Below are 24199 nucleotides of genomic sequence, written 5' to 3' on the forward strand. Positions count from 1 at the left end.
ATCTATCATTTCATCACAATTCAAATCAAATGCTTCACCAACGTTGATCAATTGCGGTCCCAATTAAGGGTCTTAACTTTTCTGCGATCGCTTCTCGTGCACGGAATATACGACTGCGAACAGTACCAATTGGGCATAGCATGACTTCAGCAATCTCGTCATAGCTCAAGCCTTCAATTTCACGCAAAGTGATCGCATTTCTTAACTCTTCTGGCAAAGACAACATGACTGTGTTCACCGTTGCTGCAATTTGTTTACTCGCCAATAAAGACTCTGGCGTATTAATATCTCTTAGTCCATCCGCATCATTAAAAGTTTCCGCCTCATTCACGTCAGCATCTGTTGATGTCGGTGCACGGCGTCCCTGGGTCACTAAATAGTTTTTTGCGGTATTAATTCCAATTCTATAAAGCCAGGTGTAAAACGCCGAGTCCCCACGAAAATTAGCCAATGCACGATACGCTTTAATAAAAGCTTCCTGCACCACATCTTCAGCTTCTGCATGATCATGGACGAGCCTAGACACGAGCCTAAATAATTTCCTTTGATATTTGGAAACCAGAAGCTCAAATGCCTTTTTATCACCACGCTGAACGCGCTCAACTAAAAGTTGATCGATCTCGCGCTCTGTCGTCACGCAAACATTCCCATTTTCTTATTTAATTTTGACTGCTTTATTAATGATTAATATTAATGAATTTACTGATAGCTGCTTTAAGACAAATGCCTCTTTCAAAAGTTCCCTTCAGACAAATCATTTTGCGCTGAAGTAGGCGTCCTCGCTTGTGCCAGCCAATGAAAAGCCACATTGAGATGTCGAAAGCCAGCATCGCTTACACTATCACGCAAAATCAATAAACGTAGTACTTTCCCTGATTCATTTTGCAAAGTGAGAAGCATTAACGACGACCATAGTATCGAGGGTGACTTCAACTTTACCAAGTCTGATTCTATTGCTCGCCCAGAAGCATCAAGCCAGCGTAGCAAAATATCGCCGTCACGACTCACATTTAAGCTCATAGTAATCGTTTGGCGCAATGTGTACAGTAAGGTGCGAAGCACAACGCAAAACAATAGTAAAGAAACTGCTGACGCCAAGCTAGCGATGAGCCAATCTGCATGTGGCAATATCCAGCACAAGACACAAAACCAAGAAATGCAAGCGCAAGCTGCAATGCCAGTCAAAAGCCAACGCATCACTCTCGATGAATGAATCAAGACAGAAGTCGCAATACTCATGAAGCAACCATTCGCAAAAAAAAACACCACATAGAAATGTGGTGTTTATTTTAATACAGAAAAATTACGAGCTTACGATAATGACGTTTAAACTTTACCAAAAACCAAAGTTCCATTCGTACCGCCAAAACCAAATGAATTCTTCATTGCGTATTGAATCTTCATTTCGCGTGCCGTGTTTGCACAATAATCGAGATCACATTCCGGATCTTGATTAATGATATTAATGGTCGGCGGCGAAATTTGATTATGCACTGCCAATACAGATAAAACAGATTCCAAACCACCAGCACCGCCCAACAAATGACCCGTCATCGATTTAGTCGAATTAATGGTCATTTTGTAGGCATGATCGCCGAAAGCAGCTTTAATGGCATCCGTTTCATTCTTGTCACCCAAAGGTGTAGAAGTGCCGTGCGCATTCAAGTAGCTAATTTGTTCAGTGTTTAATCCCGCATTTTTCAATGCATTGACCATACTACGACGCGGACCATCCACTGTCGGCGTTGTGATATGGTAAGCGTCGCCACTCATACCAAAGCCCAACACTTCTGCATAAATCTTGGCACCGCGCGCTTTTGCATGCTCGTATTCCTCCAGCACCATCACACCCGCACCTTCACCCAAAACAAAACCGTCACGGTCTTTATCCCAAGGACGCGAAGCCGTTGCAGGATCATCATTGCGCGAAGATAAGGCGCGGGCAGAAGCAAAGCCACCCAGGCCCAAAGGAGAAATCGTTGATTCTGCACCACCCGCAATCATCACATCCGCATCACCGTATTCAATCATACGCGCGGCGTTTCCGATGCAATGCAAACCTGTGGTACAAGCAGTAACGATCGCCAAGTTAGGACCTTTCAATCCATATTTGATCGACAAATTACCTGAAATCATATTGATGATAGATGCTGGCACAAAGAAAGGCGTAATGCGACGTGGTCCACGCGCAATCAATACTTCTTTTGTCTCTTCGATCAGTGGTAATCCACCAATGCCCGAACCAACAATCACACCAATACGCTCCGCATTTTCTTCAGTGACTGTGATGCCACTATCTTGAAAAGCTTGCACGCCAGCTGCGATGCCAAAATGGATAAAGGTATCCATATTGCGTGCTTCTTTAGCTGGAATATAGTCTTCGATATTGAAGCCCTTCACTTCCCCAGCGAAGTGGGTGGTGAATGGCGTCGCATTAAATTTGGTGATCGTGGCAATACCAGATTTACCAGCGAGGATGGCAGCCCATGTGTCAGCAATATTATTGCCGACAGGAGACACACAACCAAGGCCAGTAATTACTACTCGACGTTTACTCGTAAGGCTCAAGCGTCTCTCCTGGAATTAATAAAGCAATCCGACAGAATTAAGCTTTGACGTGCGCAGTTGCGTAGTCGATAGCTTGTTTAACAGTCGTGATTTTTTCTGCTTGTTCGTCAGGGATTTCCATTTCGAACTCATCTTCCAAAGCCATGACCAACTCAACTGTGTCGAGTGAGTCTGCGCCTAAATCATCGACGAAGGAAGATTCAATTTTGATGTCAGCTTCAGCGACGCCTAATTGTTCAGCGACGATTTTTCTAACGCGTTGTTCGATATCAGACATGTGGTCTCCATTAGTGGTTACAGAAAGTGCGCGCATTTTATCAGGTTTGCGCGCGAAAAGAGCATTTTTAGATGCTGCACCGCCAACTCCGCTCAATTTCAGCGAAATTCGCTTAATTTACAACGATTACATTAACACAAATACATGCCGCCATTCACGTGAATTGTTGTTCCCGTGACATAACCTGCTTGTGGTGAAGCCAAAAATACCGTTGCTGCTGCAATATCTTCTGGCTGCCCCAATTTACCCATAGGAATCTGACTGAGGATCGCAGCCTTTTGATCATCGGTCAAAGCTTTGGTCATATCCGTATCAATAAAACCAGGTGCAATGCAATTAACCGTAATATTGCGACTACCAATTTCCAATGCAAGGGCGCGACTCATACCGGCAACACCGGCTTTTGCTGCCGCATAATTCATTTGACCAGGATTGCCAGATGAGCCAACTACGGAGGTAATATTAATTATGCGACCATGTTTAGCCTTCATCATGCCACGCAATACGGCACGAGATAAACGTGCAACAGAATTCAGATTGGTAGAAATTACACTATCCCAGTCATCTTCTTTCATCCGCATGGCTAATTGATCTTGCGTGATACCAGCATTGTTTACCAATATAGATAAAGAACCGAATTCTTTTTGGATTTCATCAACCAAAGAACTGCAACGCTCTACGTCGTTAACATTAAATGCCACACCCCTACCCGATTCAGGATTCACTTCTTGCAAGTAAGCTGTAATGGCCAGCGCCCCAGATTCGGAAGTTGCCGTGCCAATCACTTTTGCACCCGCTTGCGCCAAGGCAATTGCAATTGCCTTGCCAATTCCACGAGAAGCACCCGTTACCAATGCCACTTGATTTGCTAATTGCTGCGTCATATTCCCTCACTATCTTGTCAGACATGGCAGCTAAGCGCCTGTCCGAACTTGTTATTTGATGAATTTAATTATTAGTTTGAACTTAGTTTGAAGCAAAGGATGTCAAAACCTTTTCCAATGTTTCCTGATCATAGATTGCATCACCAACCAAATCACCATTGATACGCTTGGTCAAACCAGCAAGCACTTTACCCGGACCACATTCTATCAATTGTGTAATACCTGAAGCCGCAATCGCATTCACAGTCTCAACCCAACGCACTGGACTTGCTGCTTGACGCACCAACGCATCTTTTATCAAAGCTGGATCAGTAACAATCGCAACATCTACATTATTAATTAATGCAATCGCAGGTGCAGAGAAGGACACATTCGCCAAATACTCACGCAATTGATCCGAAGCTGGCTTTAATAAAGAGGAATGAAAAGGTGCAGAAACTGGCAATGGCAAGGCACGTTTAGCCCCCTTCGCTTTAGCCAATTCACAAGCACGCTCAACCGCCGCCTTACTGCCGGCGATCACAACTTGAGCTGGCGCATTGAAGTTAACCGCCTCCACGACTTCAGAAGTGGACGCCGCAGCTTCCACGCAAGCAGCAATCACATCGGCATCACTCAAACCCAAAATCGCAGCCATACCACCTTGACCAACTGGTACCGCACTTTGCATAGCTTGCGCACGAAAACGCACCAAAGGCACCGCATCTTTAAAGGCGATCACACCCGCAGCAACCAAGGCCGAATATTCACCCAAGCTATGACCCGCAACAATCGATGGCTGCTTACCGCCAGCAGCAATCCAAGCGCGATAAGTCGCCACCGCTGCGGTCAACATCACCGGCTGGGTATTGGTCGTTAAATCTAAATCTTCCTTCGGGCCTTCGGAAATCAATTTCCCCAGATCCATTTGCAAAGCATCAGAAGCTTCTGCAATCGTATCTTGAACAACGGGGTTACCTGCAAAGCCATTTAACATACCAATTGCTTGCGAACCTTGACCTGGAAATACAAATGCAAATTGCGTCATAATATTTTCACTCTACGAATTTTTAAACGAGAACAACAATGCCATCAACATTACATCTTGACTAAAGCAGCGCCCCACGTGAAGCCGCCACCTACACCTTCCAACATCACAATTTGGCCTTTTTTGACGCGACCATCACGCACCGCTGCATCTAAAGCCAGGGGAATCGAAGCAGCCGAAGTATTACCATGCTGATCGACCGTAACAACCACTTTATCCAAAGGCAATTTCAATTTTTTTGCCGTACTCTGCATAATACGGATATTCGCTTGATGTGGAATTAACCAGTCAATTTGACTCGCATCCATACCTGCAATTTCTAAGGCCTCGTTCGCGACTTTCTCCAAGACTGTGACAGCCAACTTAAACACTGCCTGACCGTCCATGTACAAAAATGCACTACCTGCAATCACACCAGCATTGACGTTTCCTGGCACACATAAGATATGTCCGTGACTTCCATCCGCATGCAATTTTGTCGCCAAAACGCCCGGCTCGTCAGATTGCTCCATCACGATCGCGCCTGCGCCATCACCAAACAACACACAAGTTGTACGATCTTCAAAATTAAGAATGCGCGAGAACACTTCAGCACCGATAATCAAGGCTCTCTTATGCGAGCCAGATTTAATCATGCTATCAGCCATCGCCATTGCATAAATAAATCCACTACACACCGCCTGCACATCAACTGCCGCAGCGCCGTTAGTGATGCCCAATTTGTTTTGTACGACGCAAGCCGTACTGGGAAATCCACCAAAAAAATCTGGGGTCGAAGTCGCCAAAATAATGAGATCAATATCATTGGCTTGCAAACCAGCGGCTTCAAGCGCGCGCTTTGCTGCTTCAACTGCCATATCACTGGAAGTGACATTAGGTTCGGCGTAATGACGCGCCGAGATTCCACTGCGCGATACGATCCACTCATCTGAAGTTTCAATGCCCTTCGCAGCTAATTGTTCTGCTAATTCGTGATTTGTTACTTTTCTCGGTGGCAGGTAGCTTCCTGTGCCTATAATTTTGCTATAGAAAGTCATGCGTCTTTATCTGTATTATTGTTCAGTCGAACCGGAACTAGCTGTACTTGCCTCTACGGGCACTGGCATTAATTCCGCCAAGGATGTTGTGATGCGCGCGAGCACATCGTTTTTTACTGCATCGAATGCGCGCTGTATCGCCCACTCGTAACTATATTTATCAGCACCGCCATGACTTTTAATCACAACGCCACGCAAGCCCAATAAACTGCCGCCATTATAATTCGACGGATTCATGGTTTTTGAGATATGTTTCAAAGCGCCACGCGCAATTAGCGCACCTAACATATTCAGCGGATTACTCTTAAACGCGTCAGTCATCGTCGTTTTAACAAAGCGCCCCAAACCTTCAACCGCTTTCAAGGTGACATTGCCGACAAATCCATCGCACACCACGATGTCGGTCGTACCTTTGAAAATATCATTGCCCTCAACATTGCCGTAAAAATTCAAGAGACCGCGCTCATGATCAGCACGCAACAATTGTGCCGTGCGCTTGACAACATCATTCCCCTTAATATCTTCTTCGCCAACGTTGAGCAAACCAATTGTCGGACGCGGCTTATTCTCAAGCGCCGCAACAAGAGCTGAACCCATAATCGCAAATTGATGCAAATGCAAAGGTTCGCAATCGACATTCGCGCCGAGATCCAACATATAAGTTGGAAGCTTTTTCTGGTTCGGCAATATGCTGCAAATCGCAGGCCTATCAACGCCAGGCATGGTCTTCAGTATATAGCGAGACACCGCCATCAAAGCGCCGGTATTACCTGCCGAAACGCAGGCTTGCGCCTGACCTTCTTTCACTTGATTTAAGGCGACACGCATGGAGGAATCTTTTTTTCTGCGCAAGGCAATTTCGATGGGATCATCCATCTCTACCATTTCACTCGCATGCACAATCGATAATCGAGGATGATCTAGCGCGCCTAATTTCTTTAATTCTGTTTGCAAAACAGTTTCCTGTCCCACCAAAACAAACTCAACATCAGGCTCGCGATTCGCAAATGAAACTGCCGCTGCTACAGTGACTGATGGACCGAAATCGCCGCCCATGCAATCAATTGAAATTTTTATTGTCATGTATTTGTTACTATTTTTTCACTTCAAGAGGCTAATCTTATCAAGAATGAGGCAAACAATCATCCGATTTAAGTGCGATTTAAACTCGAAGAAAAAAATGAAAGTTGGAAAATGGACAAAAACAAATGCTGGTTTTGAACATTTTTTAGAATAAAAAAAAGCGGCGTCAAGTACGAGACTCGCAACGCCGCTTTATCGCTAAGAACAAATTACTCGTCGTTCTTAGTTTTCAATACTTTACGACCACGGTAAAAGCCATTTGGGCTGATGTGGTGACGCAGATGTGTTTCACCTGTTGTTGGCTCGATACCTAACTGCGGTGCAGTCAAGAAATCGTGTGAACGGTGCATACCACGTTTAGATGGTGATTTTTTATTTTGCTGAACGGCCATGATAACTCCTAATACTTCAAAAAATGTTTCTAAAATTTAACACACTTGAATCGACAATCAAATCTTTTTTGCCGCTCAAGAATCCCTAACAATACTTCGACCTGAGTGTTTTTTCAGAATAATGCCACTAGGTACGCCCACTTACTTTTCATTGCAACTTTTTCAGCACAGCGAATGGAGACACCTTAGTACTTGTGCTCGCTGTATCTACCGCATTTACATCGTTCGCTGCCTCTGATTGATTGAATGAACCAACTACATCAGGGCATACTGCATGTTTGGGCGATTGGGGTATTGCCAGCAACGCTTCATCCTCGATCAAATCCATGACATTGAATGCTTTGCTGCCTACTACTACATCAACCTCGTCATCTTCGAGCATGCTTTCAACTTCGTCGGCATGATTATCGTCTTTGGCGAGAATTAATTCTGCTCGTGAATCTATTGCGAAATTATATGGCGTTAAGCAACGCTGGCACATTAACTGAAGCTGCCCATTGACAGTCAGTGTTAATTGAGGAAAACCCAATTGATTTACACCGCCTTGCAAAGACCAGTTCAATACACCATCAGCATTTGCGCACTCCACAGACAAACGCGGAAATTCGGCAATTTTTGTACTACCTTCACGTTGCTCAAGGTGCTGACAAAACGTAAAAGCGTCGATAACAAATGCTTGCATAGGATTTCTAGACCCAGAAAACCTGCGATAATAACAGGATTACACCTTATTAGTCAAAGCCTTAGCGTATTTAGGCGGCATGATGCCAGAGAAAAACGTCATAATCTTGGCAAAAATTGCAAAATTCATACAAAAAAGATATTAACGATGGCACCAAAATCATTATCGCCGCAGATTATACTCGCTTCGAGTTCGGCATACCGGAAAGACTTACTTCAACGATTGCAGCTGCCTTTTCTCGCGATTGCACCTGAAATTGACGAGAGTCCACTGAACCACGAAGTACCAGAACAAACTGCCTTGCGGTTAGCTCGACAAAAAGCCGAAGCCATCGCAAAACTGTATCCCGAAGCGATCATCATAGGCTCAGACCAAGTTGCAACTTTGGACGGCTTACAAATTGGTAAGCCCGGCGACCATGAGCGCGCATTACAGCAATTACAAACGATGCGTGGTCGCGAAGTTATTTTTCACACCGCAATATGCGTGCTAAGCCAACAAGCCGAAGATGCAGCGAATATCTTGCAAATTCAGAATTGTCAAACCCTTGTGCGCTTTCGCAATTTAAGCGACGCTGAGTTAGATGCCTACCTGCGCATAGAACAACCCTACGATTGTGCAGGTAGCGCCAAAAATGAGGGCCTAGGGATTACTATCTTAGAAGCGATACACAGTGACGATCCGACTTCTTTGACGGGACTACCACTAATCTCTCTGACCAGTATGCTACGTAATCTTGGAGTCCCGTTTTTCAGGTAATTTCAAAAAAAACGTTCAACAAAAAATCTCAATACCAACTCATCAAAAACTAAAACTAAGGCTTATCATGTCAGGCACACTTTACTTGATTCCCAATACACTCGGTCAAAGCGATGCACCGCATGGAAACGTACTAGCTCATATCATTCCAGAAACAGTACAAGGAATGAGTGCACAATTACAGTACTTTGTTGCAGAAAATGCCAAGACGACACGTGCCTATTTAAAAACTCTAGCGCAGTATCATCCCCTGTCAAAACCGATACAGGAAATTCAGATTGCTGAATTAAATGTCAACACGCCAGAAGCTGCTTTACAGAGCTTACTCAGCCCTTTGCTAGAAGGTCATGACATCGGTCTTATTTCCGAGGCGGGCGTGCCTGCCGTAGCGGATCCCGGCGCCAATCTGGTACGACTTGCACATCAACACAAGATCACAGTACGCCCTTTGGTGGGTCCCTCTTCCTTACTTTTAGCGCTTATGGGCAGCGGCTTGAACGGTCAAAGTTTTGCTTTTCACGGCTACTTGCCTACCGACGCGTCACTGCGTGCCAAACGCATCAAAGAATTGGAAGACCGTTCGCGCAAAGAGAAACAAACGCAAATGTTGATAGAAACGCCATATCGCAACGCTGCGATGTTAGAGGCGCTTGCCACAAATTGCCAGGCGCAAACTCTGATCTGCATTGCAACTGACTTGAGCTTAACAAGCGAATCAATTCAAACAAAAACTGCAGGCGAATGGAAAAAACTTTTGCAAGCAAACGCGGCACCAGATTTCCACAAAAAACCTAGCGTGTTTTTATTTCTTTCGTAATTTTGCTCTTCCCTTCACTTTTCAACTCGGCAAATTCAAAGCAAAGAAGGCGATATGTCTCACCTTCTTTGTTCTCATTGAAACTCTGTGCCTTTTCGACCAATCCAATACGTTGCAACTATCAACATCGCACTAGCGACTAGGCATGCGAGTGTCGTCGCCCGCATCGCGATGTCAGGTGCGGTTCCATTGAGCGCCATCATGACGTAAGCCCAAGGGTAGTATACCCAATCTTTAGATTGTCCAATCTGCATAATCCCCATTGTGGCGACCACGCCGACTGCCAGTGGCGCAACGATATTTTGCAAGCGCCAACTAATCCAATGTTGCACCATCACGATAGGCAAACTGCATACACTGGCTAGAAGAAAACTACGGACAAAATCATACTGAAAAGCCTGTTCAGTAGAAAATCCCAACATCCCAAAAATACTAATACTCAAAGCGATCTGAGCAAATAGCGCAAGATTTGCGCCAACAACAAAGAGTATCGCTAAAACACATTTAGCCAGAAACAATTGACGTGCCGTGATAGGCAGCGTCAACATCAAACGCCAGGTCGCATTTCTGTGTTCGTTACCGTTCAATAAACCGGTAGCCAATGCAATAAACAAAGGCAGCATGAAGTAGCCCCAAATCGCAGTGTTTCCCGCCCAATACATTTCCCAGCGAATCGGGCCGCTTCTATGATTTTTTAATTGAATAAAAAAACAGAGCACCGTCACCATCAAAGGACACAATAGCATCATCAATAGAGCCAACGATCGGCGTACTTTCAGCAGCTCTAACCGTAATAATTTGAAAATCATGCTGCCCTCCTGAGCTTAGTCTGAACGTCCTGTGTACTTTGATGAAACCATTGCTCTAGCGTTGGCTTTTCAAATATAGACTGATGCAAACGCAGATCGGCTTTGATCAGACAAGCATTGACTCTATAAACTAACTCCTGGGGAATGCGATCTACACGCAAAGATTGCGCGCTCGTGATCGTCACATCGAAAACCTGATCCAATAGCGTCTCGATTAACACTTGCTGTGCAGTTAGCGCGTCATCTACGGTCAATGTTAAATAACCGTCTTGCTGCGCATAAAGGGTGCTCATCTCAGATTGAAATTGCACGCGTCCTTCTTTCAAAAGCGCTACATGTGTTGCAATTTTCTCGACCTCATCAAGCTGATGACTGGAAATCAGCACCGTACAATTGCCAGCCTTGGGAAGATCTGCAATCAATCCGCGAATTTCCTGCATTCCCACAGGATCGAGCCCATTGCCTGGCTCATCTAATATCAGCAATTTAGGAGAGCCAACCAAGGCATGCGCCAATGCCAGGCGCTGCTTCATTCCTAAGGAAAACTGCGCTATTAAACGACGACCATCCGCAGTTAAACCAACGATTTCCAAGACACGATCAATTTCAGTTCGCGGTAAACTTTTCAAGCTACATGCAATGCGCAAAAACTCTCGAGCTGTCAGATTAGGATAGGCGCTAGGTGCCTCAACCAAACAGCCAGTTTGCTGCAAAATGGCATTGCGCTCTCTCGCAATATCACACCCAAGAATTTGAATCGTTCCCTGATCGGGATGCAATAAACCCAGCATCAAGCGTATCGCCGTCGATTTACCCTCCCCGTTATTACCCAAAAACGCAAAAATACTCCGTTCGGGTACAGCCAAGTTCAAACCTTTGAGCACCTCATGTTGCTTAAAACGCTTCACCACGCCCGTCATCCGTATCGCCATACTTTGCATATTATTTCTCCAAGATCTACTTGCAGTGAAAATAGTAAAGGCTTAGGTCTCATCAACACAGAAGCACGCGATGAAACTTCGCAAAACCCCGATGAAACTTCCGTATTCATGCACAAAGCAAAAAATACAATTAATGCGAACAAGGCTTACCACTTGGCGCAATAAAAAAAGCCGCTAATGGGAGCGGCTTTCTGATTTGCTGATTTGCTGATTTGGGGTACTACTATTTCAAACCTCAAAAATTAATCGACAATTCATTTTTTAAGGCTTTTTTCTATATGACAATTTTCACTCAAGAAACGCAGAGCACCGCTGTAATTCGTGTCCCAATCGTCGAGCAGATACGTCGGCGCTTCCTCGACAAAGTCAGCCCAATCCTGTAGCAAACCTTCTTGCTTTTCATGTGGTGCGGTCGACTTAATCCAAGCGATAGATTTTTGCGCATCCAATCCATGTTCACGAATTTTTTTGATAATGGTCTTTGCGGTCTTTTCAGGCAAGCTGGTTTTCACAGGCACGTCTACCGCTATACATAAAAACAAAGTCAATAGAGAATCGATATCGGTTTTACCTTTTGTAAGCTTAGCCCATTCTTTGGAAACCAAAGCATCATAGTCAGAGGTGTCTTCCAACTCATGCGCACAAATAAAATACCTTTCCTTCAATTCAAACACCAAACGGTCTAAGGAATTCTTGGTATCTAAAATCATCGGAATGTCGCGCGTCAATATTTCATCTAACACTTGACGGCTCAAATCAAGAAATTTCGCTGGAATCGGCTCCGCAAAGACCTGCTCTTGTGCTCGCTGCGCTTCGAAAATTTTTGCTTTCTTCGTTTTCGATTTTGCTTCTTTACGCAGCGCTTCGATGATTTGCGCGAATTCAATTTGATTTTCTATAGGTGCATCTGCATCACCAATAAGACGTTTCAAAATAGCTGTGCGAACCACCGCCAATGCCTCAGCATCCTCTTCTTGCAATTCCGTTTGCGTAACATCCATCGCACGTCCGAACCAAAATCCGGCTTCAATCTCCAAGGCATTACTCTGGCGATGTGCGAGTAAATTGCGATATTCTTGCGGCTTATCTTTTAAAGACCAGACATCAAGAAAATCTTCCATCCGCGCTTTTTGCTCACGTCCCAATAAGGCATATTCAGGCAAAGCAAACAAAGCCTTCAACAAACCAGACCCACCACGAGACAAGGTCAAAAAAGTATTATCACGTATCAATTTAGCCGCAATATCCAGATCACCTTGTGAGGTTTCTAATAAGTATAAACTGGCGAGATTGACGATGCGCTTACAAGCCGTCTCAATTTCAGGGCGCAAATACTTACTACCAAAAGCTTCCGCTATCTGCACCAAGCCTTTCGGCGCCTCCGCCTCTATCATCGCCAATTTTGCTTGCGTAATAATGGCCATACGCATGCCATGACGCAAAGCCGTTTCGAAAAACGGCCGGTCATCATAAATCGCCAACGCTTGCTGATTTTCAGACATAACTAAATTCATCTCTAAGCAAGTTTACAAAGCAGATTCTTCATCGTCATCATCACCGTCATCTGTATTTTTCTTCGGCGCGCCAACATCGTCCTCATCTTCATCATTTGTTTCTGCGGCACCGCCTTCGGCAAATTCATCATTTTGCAGATTACGCAGATACACTTGATAACGAGTGCGCAATTTCATCAACACTTCACGGAAGATTTCTGGCAATTCATAACGCAAAATATACGTAACTTCCATCCAATCGTGATCTTCGACGTTCGCTCTTTCCATAGCCGATGCACGTGTCTCGGTATCGCGGGTTAAATTCAGCAGATCATCATCAATTGCTTGCGTCTTACTTTCATCTCCATACTCATATAAATCAAAAGTCGCGTAGCGATAAAAGTGTTCGACCATTTGTGTACGCTCTTGCAAATAGTCTGCAAGCGAATCATAGCCCCCCTCCACTTCAGCTATTTCATACAGAAATTCTGCCGCATCCGCGCCTTCACGGAAAATGACTGAATTAATCATGCCACGCAACTGCTCATGGGTCAGATCCTTATAGCGTTTTTCCAATACCACGGCTTGCGCGAACTGTTCTGGTGTCACCAGCAAATTGACCAGAGATTCTTTGGAAGAATCATATTCACGAATAATCGCCAACAAATCTTTCGCTGGGAACTCATCTAACGCAGCGACCAATGCCTGGTCACCTTGCGTCTCTGCTAAAGTTGCCAGAGCGTGCTCTGCACCGGCGATATCGCCAACTTGTACCAAGCTCTGCGCTTCTATCAAGGCTGGATAATTCATTTTCTATTCCTTAGACGTATTTACTGTCGCTGCACTGTTACTGTTGATTTAGATAAAGTCGCTATCATCGTTATATAAATAGACACCGAAATAACTAAACAACAATTTTGTTTCAGATGCTTCAATCTTTGCGATCAAAACCCTGCTCTGCTAACCAATCTGCACCAGCCTCTTCCAAATCAACATCGTCACCGTCATCTCCATCGTCACGGCCATGTCGACCATAATTGCCGTCGAGATCACCATTTTCGTGTAGTTCGGCATCGTCACTATGCTCGCTGTTATCCTCATCGTCATCCTCCACCGCCGATGTCGCTTGTACTTTGGTATGGTGACTGCGACTCAAATACTCAAGACAAGCCGCGGTGACCATGAAAGCATCACCCTCAGGCTCTGCCAACACCATTTGCGCCATTTTTTCTGCCCAAGGTTCCAGCTTCACCGCAGCGGCAAGGCTCTTCCAAGAAGGCAATTTATTTGCTTCCTTAGATGATAACGACTCAAAACTCAAAGGATTCATGAACAAAAAAGCATTGTGAAACGCTGGTGCCAACATCTCAGGATTTGAACCCATCATTGGCAATAAAAAAGCCAACTGTTCGCGCTTTTCTTTCAAACGATGACGCATCACATCTTTTCCTTCAGAATCAGAACGCAAGTCGTCCAATTCTGCTTTATAGGCCAACATTAATTCTTGAAAATAGCGTGAAAATCTCACTGCAGTACTCCTGATAAATAATTCTTCCAAATTTCACTGGCCGTATCGATAGGCGATTCTAATAAGTTACGACGACGATTTTCATCGTAGGCGGTGCGTGCAGCCTCGTCCGATAAAACGTCGTAAGCTTCCTTTACCGCGTGAAATTTGATGGGTGCCAGTTCCGAACTGTTGCGATCCGGATGAAACTCAGCGGCCTTAATTCGATACGCCTTTTTGATATCCGCAAGTGCAGCATTACTTGCCACACCGAGAATAAAATAATAGTCTTTCACGTCTTATTACCTCACAATGAAAGTCATTTAAATGGCGCATTGCATTCCAAATACAAGCCCATGAAACACATTGCGCAAATGTGAAATACAGAATTTGATCACTTTTGAAACTCAAAAACTACGACAAATCCTATCTCTGAATATAGAGAACTAGCAATTTGAAATGATTAGTGATCGTGGCCGTGTTCGCCGTGTACATGACCATGTGCAATCTCTTCTTCGGTCGCGGCACGTACTTCCAAAATTTCCGCATCAAAGCGTACCGACATACCGGCTAAAGGGTGATTACCATCGACTGTTACCATACCAGCGTCAATGGCTGTAACACGAAATTGTGCTGCCTCTTCGGTTTCTGGATCCCGCGTCTCAAACATCATACCGACTTCCAGATCTGGCGGAAACAGACCGACTTCTTCTTCATGCACCAAACTCGGATCAAATTCGCCAAAAGCATCTTCAGGCTCCATCGATACGGATATAACTTTTCCGACGGTCTGACCATCCAATGCAGCTTCGACAGCTGGCAAAATATTGTCGTAACCGCCATGCAAATAGACTATAGGTTGATGATTTTTATCAATGACCGTACCTTGGTCATCAAACATGGTGTAGTTTAAAGTCACTACTGAATTTTTAGAGATTTGCATAGAATGGATTTGATAATTAACTGAAAATTAACTTGAGTTTGCGCGCAATCAGAAAACGCCGATAAGAAAAGATAATTCATTACTTCGAAAGTTAGCATTGTAACAGAGCATCTATACCGAAGATTTATCAAAAACTATGCACCTAATTTGAGGTAAGAAAGTATGCGCCTAGCAGGCAAGCAACAAATAAGTTTAAAAAATCGGGATGAAGTCTGATCTTACTTAAGAAAATAGAGAGAAAACCTAATGAATTCGGGGTTTTTCTATCTTCAAGGTCAAAAAAAAGACCACCTGGGGTAGAATTGCGCCTGTAGAAATTTTTGACCGACCAGTTTTATTAGTTTGCTCATGTTTAGAAAAGGAATTCTAAAAGTATTCCTAATTTCGTTTGAACTATATTCCGGTCACATTTCAGGCCTATAAGTATCGTCAAACAAATCAAAGGTCAGACAAGCATAACAAATACGAATATTTTTCGAGACAAGATGATAACGACCAACGATACACATGCACAGCAATTAGATATTTCTATAGCATAGCATTGACGCCATCTCGAAGCACAATTAGATTTGAAAATTTAAAATAGCAATGTAGTCCAAGGAAAACAATGAAACGTGTAGATGATTTTCGCCTGCGTCTAGGCAAACATGAACTTGTGCCGATTATGATAGGCGGCATGGGCGTGGATATTTCAACCGCAGAATTAGCCTTAGTAGCAGCACGCTTGGGTGGCGTCGGACATATTTCTGACGCATTGGTACATGATGTCTCCGATCGTCGATTTGATACCAGTTTCATCAAAGATAAAACCAAACTCTACAAATACAATATCAACAATTCAGACAAGACTGATATTAAATTTGACCTTGATTTGTTAGCAGAAGCAACCCGCTTGCACGTGGGTAGAACTATGGAAGCCAAGCAAGGCGATGGTATGATTTTCGTCAACTGCATGGAAAAACTGACCATGAATGGTCCACGCGACACCCTACGTGTGCGCCTCGCGTCTGCCCTAGACGCTGGCATTGACGGTATCACCTTAAGCGCTGGGCTGCATCTTGGATCATTTGGTTTGATGGAAGACCATCCACGATTCCGTGATGCCAAACTTGGCATCATCGTCTCTTCTGTGCGAGCACTACAACTATTTTTGCGGAAAAATGCAAAATTAAATCGTTTGCCGGATTACATTATCGTCGAGGGTCCATTAGCAGGCGGCCATCTTGGCTTCGGTTTAGACTGGGCCAAATATGACTTACACACTATCGTTGCTGAAGTCATTCAATATTTAAAAGATGAAAATTTAGATATTCCTGTAATTGCAGCTGGTGGCATATTTACTGGCAGCGATGCAGTTTCATTTTTGGAAGCCGGTGCCGGCGGCGTGCAGGTGGCGACACGCTTCACTGTCACCAAAGAATGTGGCTTGCCCGATGACGTTAAGCAAGAATACTTCAAGGCGCAAGAAGAGCAAATCATCGTCAATACCATTTCTCCGACTGGCTACCCTATGCGTATGCTAAACAATACGCCTGCGATTGGCTCAAACATACGCCCTGGCTGTGAAGCCTACGGTTATCTGCTAGATGGAAACGGGAATTGTTCGTATATAGAAGCCTACAATCGCGAAGTAGAAGCGAATCCAAACAACAAAGATTTTAAAGTCATGGACAAAACTTGTTTGTGCACGCATATGCGTAACTTCAAGTGCTGGACCTGCGGTCAAACTACCTATCGTTTAAAAGATACCACGCATAAATTGGCTGATGGCACTTATGCTTTACTGTCAGCTGAGCATGTGTTCCGCGACTATCAATTCAGCGTTAACAACGAAGTGGCTTTACCCGAGTAAATAATAAGCAGATCAAACAAAAAAACGCTGAAATATTTCAGCGTTTTTTTGCCAAAGACGGTTCATTGCAATTAGGTTCAATACGACTAGTCAATAAAGTCATAAAGCAAAACATCCAATTCTGATCGAATCAAACGCGCAACATCTACTCCCTTAGACTTTTGTATTGAATCGATAAGAACTTCACCTAACTCCAAAAAATCAAAAATTGACACCGCACGCTCTACTTTTAATTGCAGAGCAAATCCGCGCAGTCCTAACTTACTCTTAATTGATTCATTAAAAAATTGACGAATCGCCACAATTCGCTCTGGCTTGGGAGTGCAGAGCACACGTTTTTTGGGCACATGAGAAAGGCTCTTATCAACCGGGATAATGGTGGGCAGGATGTCCTTTTGCACAACAAATCCTTGCTCCAATAAAGTCGCCAAACTATCTTCTGTGAGTCCTAAGCCAGCCACTTTTTTTAAGAGAACCGAAGAACAGTGCTTACCATCTATGATTACCAGCAATGGGCGCAATTTAGCGGGCAGCTGATATTTACGTGTTACTAGCTCTTCTCGACCTTTTTCACTTTTATCAAAAAATATATCATCCATCTAAGGACCCTTTTCCTTGCCGGCAGAAGACTCAAATTATTCTGAAAATCAATAAATATTGAGCACGCATACAACAGACTTGGGGAAAAGTACGAATAATGCATGCCTAAAATATCACGCTATGATTTTAGTCAAGCAATCAGCATCTGGACAATTAAGGAAATCACTTAGAGAATAAAAAACGCAGAGCGCTTTTCAGCAAACTCTGCGTTTCGCATTTCCCCAGTCAGCTTAGATCAATCCACCCAAACTCTCGCGTTCCTAAACATACGCATCCATGGTGAGTCTTCACCAAAAGAATCTGGCGCCCAAGAATGCAAGACACTGCGGAATACCCGCTCAGCATGTGGCATCATTACTGTGAAACGACCATCTTCATTTGTAACCGAAGTTAAACCGCGTGGTGACCCATTTGGGTTGTAAGGGTAAGCTTCTGTCGCCTGACCACGATGATCAACAAAGCGCATCGCGGCTTGCACCGCATTGATATCACCTGTGGTGGAAAAGTCCGCAAAACCTTCACCATGTGCCACGGCAATAGGTGTCTGCGTACCAGCCATACCTTGGAAGAAAATCGATTTCGATTCCAGAATCTCAACCATAGAGAAACGGCCTTCGAATTGCTCGGATTTATTCTTAGTGAATTTCGGCCATGCAGTCGCACCTGGAATGATCGACTTCAAATTGCTCATCATCTGACAACCGTTACAAATACCCATACCGAAAGTATCGTTACGATGGAAGAATTCAGAGAATTGCTCAGACATCATGGCGTTGAACAAAATTGTCTTCGCCCAGCCCTCACCCGCACCTAAGACGTCCCCGTAAGAGAAACCGCCTACCGCGATCAAGCCTTTATAATCCGCCAACTTAGCTCGACCGGCAATCAAATCACTCATGTGAACGTCGACCGCCGTAAAGCCTGCCTTGTGCATCACATACGCTGTTTCTATATGTGAATTCACACCTTGCTCGCGCAAGATTGCGACTTTAGGACGTGCGCCCGTTGCGATAAAGGGTGCCGCAATATCGGCTTGTGCATCGAAAGTAATTTTCGGTTGCATGCCTGGATCTGACTCATCTGCCAGACGTGCGTATTCTGCATCTGCGCAATCTGGATTGTCGCGCATGCGGGCAATTTGCCAGCTCGTTTTACTCCAGATTTGGTGCAGAGCACTGCGGGATTCTTTGTAAATTTCTTTTGCATCGCGCATGAAAGAAATAATGCCGCTGCTATTTGGCTTACCGATCTCGTGACTGCATGCACCCAGATTATGCGCACGCAAGACATCCATGACTTCACTGCGCTGTTCAGTCCGAACTTGAATCACCGCACCTAATTCTTCGTTAAACAAAGCTCGTAAAGTTAACTCATTGCGACGTTCAGCCACCTGTCCTGCCCAATTTTTAGCATCGCCCTGATCTGCCGCGTGCTCGCTTTCCATCGTCAACATGTCGAGATTAATCGCTAAACCGCTACGACCAGCAAACGCCATTTCGCACAAAGTGCCGTACAAACCGCCGTCAGAGCGATCGTGGTAAGCCAAGATTTTGCCATCTTGATTTAAGGTTTGAATCGCTGCAAAGAAACCTTTTAAGTCATCCGCACTATCGACATCTGGCGTCTGATCACCGAGTTTTTGCATGACTTGCGCAAAGGCCGATGCACCTAAACGATTCTTGCCGCGACCAAGATCAATCAAAATCAGGCTGGTATCCCCTGCATCCAATTTAATCTGTGGTGTTAAACATTTGCGGATGTCATACACTGGCGCAAATGCTGAAATAATCAACGATACAGGTGAAGTAACTGCCTTATCGACACCTTCATCTTTCCATGTGGTACGCATGGACAAAGAATCTTTACCCACTGGAATACTAATACCCAAAGCTGGGCAGAGTTCCATACCGATAGCTTTAACCGTATCGAACAAGGCTGCATCTTGACCAGGTTGACCACAAGCGGCCATCCAGTTCGCTGAAAGTTTGATGCTCTCGATACTGGAGATTGGGGCTGCTGCGATATTCGTGATTGACTCACCGACCGCCATACGACCAGAAGCAGCTGCATCTATCACCGCTAGCGGAGTACGTTCTCCCATGGACATTGCTTCGCCTAAATGGCCTTCTAAACTCATTGCAGTTACCGCGCAATCTGCCACTGGTACTTGCCATGGACCGACCATTTGATCACGTACTGACATCGCACCAACAGAGCGATCACCGATCGTGACCAAGAAAGATTTATCACCGACCGTTGGCAAACTCAAGACGCGCTCGCCAATGACTTTTAAATCCATACCCGTCAAATCAATCGACGGGAAATCGCGTTGAACGTGTTCAACCTCACGATGCATTTTTGGCGGTTTGCCGAGTAATACATTCATCGGCATATCGACTGGCGCATTGTCATTCAATGGGTCGATCACTTTGAGTTGACGCTCTTCAGTCGCAGTACCAACAACGGCAAACAAGCAACGCTCACGCTCACAGAAGTACTGGAACAAAGGCAGACTTTCCGGGGCAATCGCTAACACATAACGCTCTTGTGATTCATTACTCCAGATTTCTTTCGGCGCCATGCCACTTTCTTCCAAAGGCACTTTACGCAAATCAAAAATCGCACCGCGTTTTGCGTCATTGGTGATTTCAGGGAAAGCATTCGACAAGCCACCCGCACCCACGTCATGAATCGACAAGATAGGATTGTTGTCACCCAATTGCCAGCAAGAGTTAATCACTTCTTGCGCACGGCGTTCCATTTCTGGATTGCCACGTTGCACAGAATCAAAATCCAAATCTGCTGTATTCGTGCCAGTCGCCATCGACGACGCAGCACTACCGCCCATACCGATGCGCATACCTGGACCGCCGAGTTGGATTAACAAACTACCGACCGGCAAATCAAATTTTTTCGTGTGCTTATCATTGATACTGCCGATACCACCTGCGATCATAATCGGCTTATGGTAGCCATGCACTGTGCCGCCAACATTTTGTTCGTAAGTGCGGAAATAACCGCCCAATACTGGACGACCAAATTCATTGCTGAACGCTGCACCGCCGATCGGACCTTCGATCATAATTTGCAAAGGCGAAGCGATGCGATCTGGCTTGCCATATTGCTGAGTCGTCAGCTTGTTACTCAAGACATCGCTGGCGTTTTCCCAAGCTTGTACATTGCCTGGCAAATTCAAATTAGACACCGTAAAACCTGTTAAACCAGCTTTTGGTTTTGCACCACGGCCTGTTGCGCCTTCATCGCGAATTTCACCACCAGCTCCTGTCGATGCACCTGGGAATGGAGAAATCGCTGTTGGATGATTATGCGTTTCTACTTTCATCAACGTATGCGTCAACTCAGTTGATGCTTGGTATTCGTTACCGTTCGCTGCACCATTTGGATAAAAGCGCGTGACAGTTGCACCTTCCATAATGGAGGAATTATCGCTATACGCAACGATCGTGCCTTTCGGTTGCAACAGATGCGTGTTCTTAATCATGCCGAACAGAGAAATATCTTTTCTCTCGCCATCGATAGTCCAGTCAGCATTGAAAATCTTGTGGCGGCAGTGTTCACTATTGGCCTGCGCAAACATCATCAATTCAACATCAGTAGGATTACGCTTTGCTGTCGTGAAAGCATCGACCAAATAGTCGACTTCATCATCCGACAAAGCCAAACCTAGCGCGCTATTGGCGTCAACTAAAGCGGCTTTACCACCACCTAAAACATCCACATACTCTAAAGGTTTAGCTTCTAATTCGGTGAAGAGACCACTGGCGGCATTCAGATCTTCCAGCACCATTTCAGTCATACGATCATGCAATAGGGCGATCACGCCGTGTTTGCTTTCTACTGATAACTTCTTGGCGCCGCCTAACAAACCAGATTTCATTTGCACAAAATACTGAACGCCGCGCTCTAGACGTTTGATTTGTTGCATGCCGCAATTGTGCGTGATGTCAGTGGCTTTCGATGCCCACGGTGAAATCGTGCCGAAACGTGGAATCACGACAAAACTATCGCCCTCTTCGCTACCAGTGAATGCATCACCGTAAACCAAAAGCGCTTTCAGTCGATTAACATCGACTTCGCTCAATGGCGCTGAAGTATCAACAAAATGCGCATAACGAGCCGTCACACCAACAATATTGGCATCAACAGCTTGCAAGCGGGACAATAAATTCTTAGTTCGGAAAGCAGACAGGGCGTTAGAGCCTGGCAATATCAACATGGCGTGAATGAAGTTGAGGCAAAGTGGCTGATTTCTGAGGCTCGCACTAGCATTATCACGAGAGAGCACAGACACATTGCGGGTTGGAACGGAAAGCGAGATTATACCTTGATGTGTGCGATGACTCCAGCCTGTTCTTAGCTAAGGCTAACTAGGATAAACAGGAATAAGCTCACATCAAGTTTTTTCGCTCTGCATTCCATAGAAACATCGGCGTGCAGAATAGATGCTATTTTTGTTTTTTTGAATTTTCCATTCTTGGAAAATCAATGGTTTCGAACTCAATTGTTCCGAAATCAGCCTCAAGGACAGGATCTATTGGTATTTTAATTTCTTCTTTAGTCTCTTCAGGCGCTGGACTGACCTTGACTGGACCTTCAATTGCCATAATTTTATCAATTTCATGAGCAATGCCTAGAAGCATCAAAATATCCCGATAAACTGGTAATTCAAATCCTGCGCGCTTCCCCTCTCTATCGTCGACTAGCAAGCTTTCCAAGTAAGGAATTATCTCTTGTCCAGCCCAGACCTCACAAATGCGTTGCACTAAATGTGGAAAGTCCTCTAAGTGCCGCTCAACCACGTCCGACAAATCTGCCTCGTACTCAGGGATATTGGCATTAAAGAATACGACAAAACGATCACGCAATTGATCATATTTTTCTTTATCTTTTACCACACGATATAAATCAAGCAAAAACAACCAAGGCAGCGGCGAATCGGGATGCTCAATTTTTTCCTGAGCAGAGAGAATCTCAATCGCTCTTTGAGGATCATTCATCGAAATCCAGAATTCTGCCTCTTGGGTTACATCGGAAATCTCCTCAACTTTTACCGAACTGCCTCTTGGTGTAAAGAAATTAAAAATACTGCTGTTCGTCTCCTCAAGACTTGGTGTCCGCTGAAAGCTGTCTTGTTGGGCTACCGGCTTGTCAATTGAGGCATCCGCGAGATGAACATTTTCTTTCGGGGCAGAAGGGGCAAATACGTTTTTACTATCTATAGCGGCAAAATCATCATCCAAGTTGGCACCAGGCGACTCATATTTCGCCTTTAGATTCTTGATCGCATCTTCAATTTTTTGAGGCGGTACGATCTCACTCTCAAGAGACTCATCTTCCCACCAAGTAGGCGTACTTGAGTTTAAATTCTTGCGAATATAAAGCAACAAAAATAAGATAATTAAGATAGCAACAATCGCCACTATCGCCAAAATAATTAACCATAAATCAAACGTCGGCTTAGTTTGCAACTGAGTCAACGCAGCCTTATCGAGTAGATTTTGTTTTTTTAATTGATCTGCCTGCTGTTTTAAACTTTCAATTTCTTTCAACTCGTCAGGGCGCACAACGGCGCTGGCACTCCCAACTTCGTCACGCAAAATGGCGGCCATTTTTGCCTGTGCTGCTTTTAATTCTTCAATATTTCCTATCAACTCTTTTCCAGCTTCAGTACTAAGTACATCGCTCATCCGCAGGCCCTGCTGCAATGTTGAGACCAACACATCGTCAGACAACTTTAGAACATCTCTCGCCCTCGCCTTTTTATTTTCGTTTTTCAGCGGTCGATCGGGTTGATTTGACTTGTTTACATAGTCGGAAGCAGGAACCAAGCCGCTATCTTTATTCTCGCGTTTTTTCGGCGCGACTTCTTTGGTCGAGGCAATAAGCGGCTGCTCTGAAACAGGAACAGCTTTTCCATGCGTCTTATCATTAACAAATGGAGATTCTTCACGAACAAGTGATGTTGGATTTCCCATCAACTCAGGAGGATCGAGCAAGATCGAAAATTCACGGTGTAATTGCGTCTCGCAATTAATATCAATAACCAAAGTAATTGCTGGCTCACCTATATGCTGCTTTGTTGTAAAGGAAAGTGCCCGTTTCTTTTGATTTTGGTGCAACGCGATGTTGACACTAGTGAGAAACACGCCATCCATATTCAGAACACGGGCACGCAAACACGAGGCATTCAGGTTTTCTGCGTCATCTCCGACAATTTCAACCTGAGCCAACAAGGTTTGCCCCAGAAATGAACGCACTTTGATCTCACCCAAGCCGAGGCCGAACGCAGGCATAGTCAAGCCTGAAAACATCAGAAAGACCGCTAGAAAACGTGAACAAAAATGATGCAGGCGAACAGAAATAATAGTTTCCTCTTAATTTACAGCTGCGATATCTAGTTACGTAAAATCGCGAGCTGTCGACTAGATTGCTTTTGCGCAACAGCTCAATTAACTCAATACAATGTTACTTGTTTTACATGCACATTCAAAGACAAAAGCATCAAAT

Annotated in this window: 23 protein-coding genes; 3 read left to right on the forward strand and 20 right to left on the reverse strand. The window is 44.6% G+C overall.

The genetic code is table 11. The features are described from left to right. Positions 1-34: 34 nt before the first annotated feature. From rpoE to AC1RR2_RS01535, 10 genes are all read right to left on the reverse strand, one after another. A complete protein-coding gene (gene rpoE, locus AC1RR2_RS01490) occupies positions 35-637 on the reverse strand; it encodes an RNA polymerase sigma factor RpoE (protein WP_493220527.1) in 603 nt (200 codons plus the stop codon). Positions 638-732: 95 nt separating this feature from the next. After that, positions 733-1239: a protein YgfX gene (locus AC1RR2_RS01495; RefSeq protein ID WP_493220528.1), complete on the reverse strand. Its 507-nt coding sequence runs from the start codon at positions 1237-1239 to the stop codon at positions 733-735. 87 nt (positions 1240-1326) lie between these two features. Then, positions 1327-2568, reverse strand: a complete 1242-nt coding sequence (gene fabF, locus AC1RR2_RS01500) for a beta-ketoacyl-ACP synthase II (RefSeq protein ID WP_493220529.1) — start codon at positions 2566-2568, stop codon at positions 1327-1329. A 37-nt stretch (positions 2569-2605) separates the two neighbouring features. Then, complete coding sequence (gene acpP / locus AC1RR2_RS01505; protein WP_186889650.1) at positions 2606-2845, reverse strand: acyl carrier protein; 240 nt, start codon at positions 2843-2845, stop codon at positions 2606-2608. A 131-nt stretch (positions 2846-2976) separates the two neighbouring features. Continuing rightward, positions 2977-3729: a 3-oxoacyl-ACP reductase FabG gene (gene fabG / locus AC1RR2_RS01510; protein ID WP_493220530.1), complete on the reverse strand. Its 753-nt coding sequence runs from the start codon at positions 3727-3729 to the stop codon at positions 2977-2979. A gap of 82 nt (positions 3730-3811) precedes the next feature. Then, on the reverse strand, positions 3812-4756 hold the full coding sequence (gene fabD / locus AC1RR2_RS01515; protein ID WP_493220531.1) for an ACP S-malonyltransferase: 945 nt from the start codon (positions 4754-4756) through the stop codon (positions 3812-3814). Between the two features lie 50 nt (positions 4757-4806). Further along, positions 4807-5793 carry a beta-ketoacyl-ACP synthase III gene (locus AC1RR2_RS01520; protein WP_493220532.1) on the reverse strand — a complete coding sequence of 329 codons (987 nt, stop codon included), beginning with the start codon at positions 5791-5793 and terminating at the stop codon, positions 4807-4809. Between the two features lie 15 nt (positions 5794-5808). Beyond that, positions 5809-6876, reverse strand: a complete 1068-nt coding sequence (gene plsX / locus AC1RR2_RS01525; protein WP_493220533.1) for a phosphate acyltransferase PlsX — start codon at positions 6874-6876, stop codon at positions 5809-5811. A 209-nt stretch (positions 6877-7085) separates the two neighbouring features. Further along, positions 7086-7268 (reverse strand): 50S ribosomal protein L32, encoded by a 183-nt coding sequence (gene rpmF / locus AC1RR2_RS01530; RefSeq protein ID WP_162018712.1) that lies wholly within the window; start codon positions 7266-7268, stop codon positions 7086-7088. 148 nt (positions 7269-7416) lie between these two features. Next, positions 7417-7950, reverse strand: coding sequence for a YceD family protein (locus AC1RR2_RS01535; protein WP_493220534.1), 534 nt, complete (start codon positions 7948-7950; stop codon positions 7417-7419). 147 nt (positions 7951-8097) lie between these two features. Between AC1RR2_RS01535 and AC1RR2_RS01540 the strand changes: the two genes are divergently transcribed. Both AC1RR2_RS01540 and AC1RR2_RS01545 read left to right on the forward strand, forming a co-directional pair. Further along, positions 8098-8709: a Maf family nucleotide pyrophosphatase gene (locus tag AC1RR2_RS01540; protein WP_493220535.1), complete on the forward strand. Its 612-nt coding sequence runs from the start codon at positions 8098-8100 to the stop codon at positions 8707-8709. Between the two features lie 67 nt (positions 8710-8776). After that, positions 8777-9526 (forward strand): SAM-dependent methyltransferase, encoded by a 750-nt coding sequence (locus AC1RR2_RS01545; protein WP_493220536.1) that lies wholly within the window; start codon positions 8777-8779, stop codon positions 9524-9526. Positions 9527-9600: 74 nt separating this feature from the next. Here the strand turns inward: AC1RR2_RS01545 and AC1RR2_RS01550 are convergent, their stop codons facing one another. The 7 genes from AC1RR2_RS01550 to AC1RR2_RS01580 form a co-directional block, all read right to left on the reverse strand. Further along, positions 9601-10335, reverse strand: a complete 735-nt coding sequence (locus tag AC1RR2_RS01550; protein ID WP_493220537.1) for an ABC transporter permease — start codon at positions 10333-10335, stop codon at positions 9601-9603. After that, entirely contained in the window at positions 10332-11276 is a 945-nt protein-coding gene (locus AC1RR2_RS01555) for an ABC transporter ATP-binding protein (protein ID WP_493220538.1), read from the reverse strand. Before AC1RR2_RS01555 ends, AC1RR2_RS01550 begins: the two co-directional genes overlap by 4 nt. A gap of 254 nt (positions 11277-11530) precedes the next feature. Continuing rightward, the gene (locus AC1RR2_RS01560) at positions 11531-12778 is read right to left on the reverse strand and encodes a hypothetical protein (protein WP_493220539.1); all 1248 of its coding nucleotides are present in this window, start codon (positions 12776-12778) and stop codon (positions 11531-11533) included. Positions 12779-12802: 24 nt separating this feature from the next. Continuing rightward, entirely contained in the window at positions 12803-13579 is a 777-nt protein-coding gene (locus AC1RR2_RS01565) for a hypothetical protein (protein ID WP_493220540.1), read from the reverse strand. A gap of 121 nt (positions 13580-13700) precedes the next feature. Beyond that, positions 13701-14297, reverse strand: coding sequence for a hypothetical protein (locus tag AC1RR2_RS01570; RefSeq protein WP_493220541.1), 597 nt, complete (start codon positions 14295-14297; stop codon positions 13701-13703). Beyond that, positions 14294-14572 (reverse strand): DnaJ domain-containing protein, encoded by a 279-nt coding sequence (locus AC1RR2_RS01575; RefSeq protein WP_493220542.1) that lies wholly within the window; start codon positions 14570-14572, stop codon positions 14294-14296. Before AC1RR2_RS01575 ends, AC1RR2_RS01570 begins: the two co-directional genes overlap by 4 nt. Before the next feature lie 167 nt (positions 14573-14739). Continuing rightward, a complete protein-coding gene (locus tag AC1RR2_RS01580) occupies positions 14740-15219 on the reverse strand; it encodes an FKBP-type peptidyl-prolyl cis-trans isomerase (RefSeq protein WP_493220543.1) in 480 nt (159 codons plus the stop codon). Positions 15220-15826: 607 nt separating this feature from the next. On the opposite strand from AC1RR2_RS01580, the gene AC1RR2_RS01585 reads away from it, so the two are divergent. Next, complete coding sequence (locus tag AC1RR2_RS01585; protein ID WP_493220544.1) at positions 15827-17071, forward strand: nitronate monooxygenase; 1245 nt, start codon at positions 15827-15829, stop codon at positions 17069-17071. A gap of 86 nt (positions 17072-17157) precedes the next feature. On the opposite strand, the gene AC1RR2_RS01590 is transcribed toward AC1RR2_RS01585, so the two are convergent. The 3 genes from AC1RR2_RS01590 to AC1RR2_RS01600 form a co-directional block, all read right to left on the reverse strand. Further along, a complete protein-coding gene (locus AC1RR2_RS01590) occupies positions 17158-17670 on the reverse strand; it encodes a hypothetical protein (RefSeq protein ID WP_493220545.1) in 513 nt (170 codons plus the stop codon). 236 nt (positions 17671-17906) lie between these two features. Next, entirely contained in the window at positions 17907-21908 is a 4002-nt protein-coding gene (gene purL, locus AC1RR2_RS01595) for a phosphoribosylformylglycinamidine synthase (RefSeq protein WP_493220546.1), read from the reverse strand. 229 nt (positions 21909-22137) lie between these two features. Continuing rightward, positions 22138-24003 carry a type IV pilus assembly protein FimV gene (locus AC1RR2_RS01600; protein WP_493220547.1) on the reverse strand — a complete coding sequence of 622 codons (1866 nt, stop codon included), beginning with the start codon at positions 24001-24003 and terminating at the stop codon, positions 22138-22140. Between the last annotated feature and the right edge of the window lie 196 nt (positions 24004-24199).

The organism is Undibacterium sp. GW821-FHT11H02 (genome assembly GCF_058808015.1).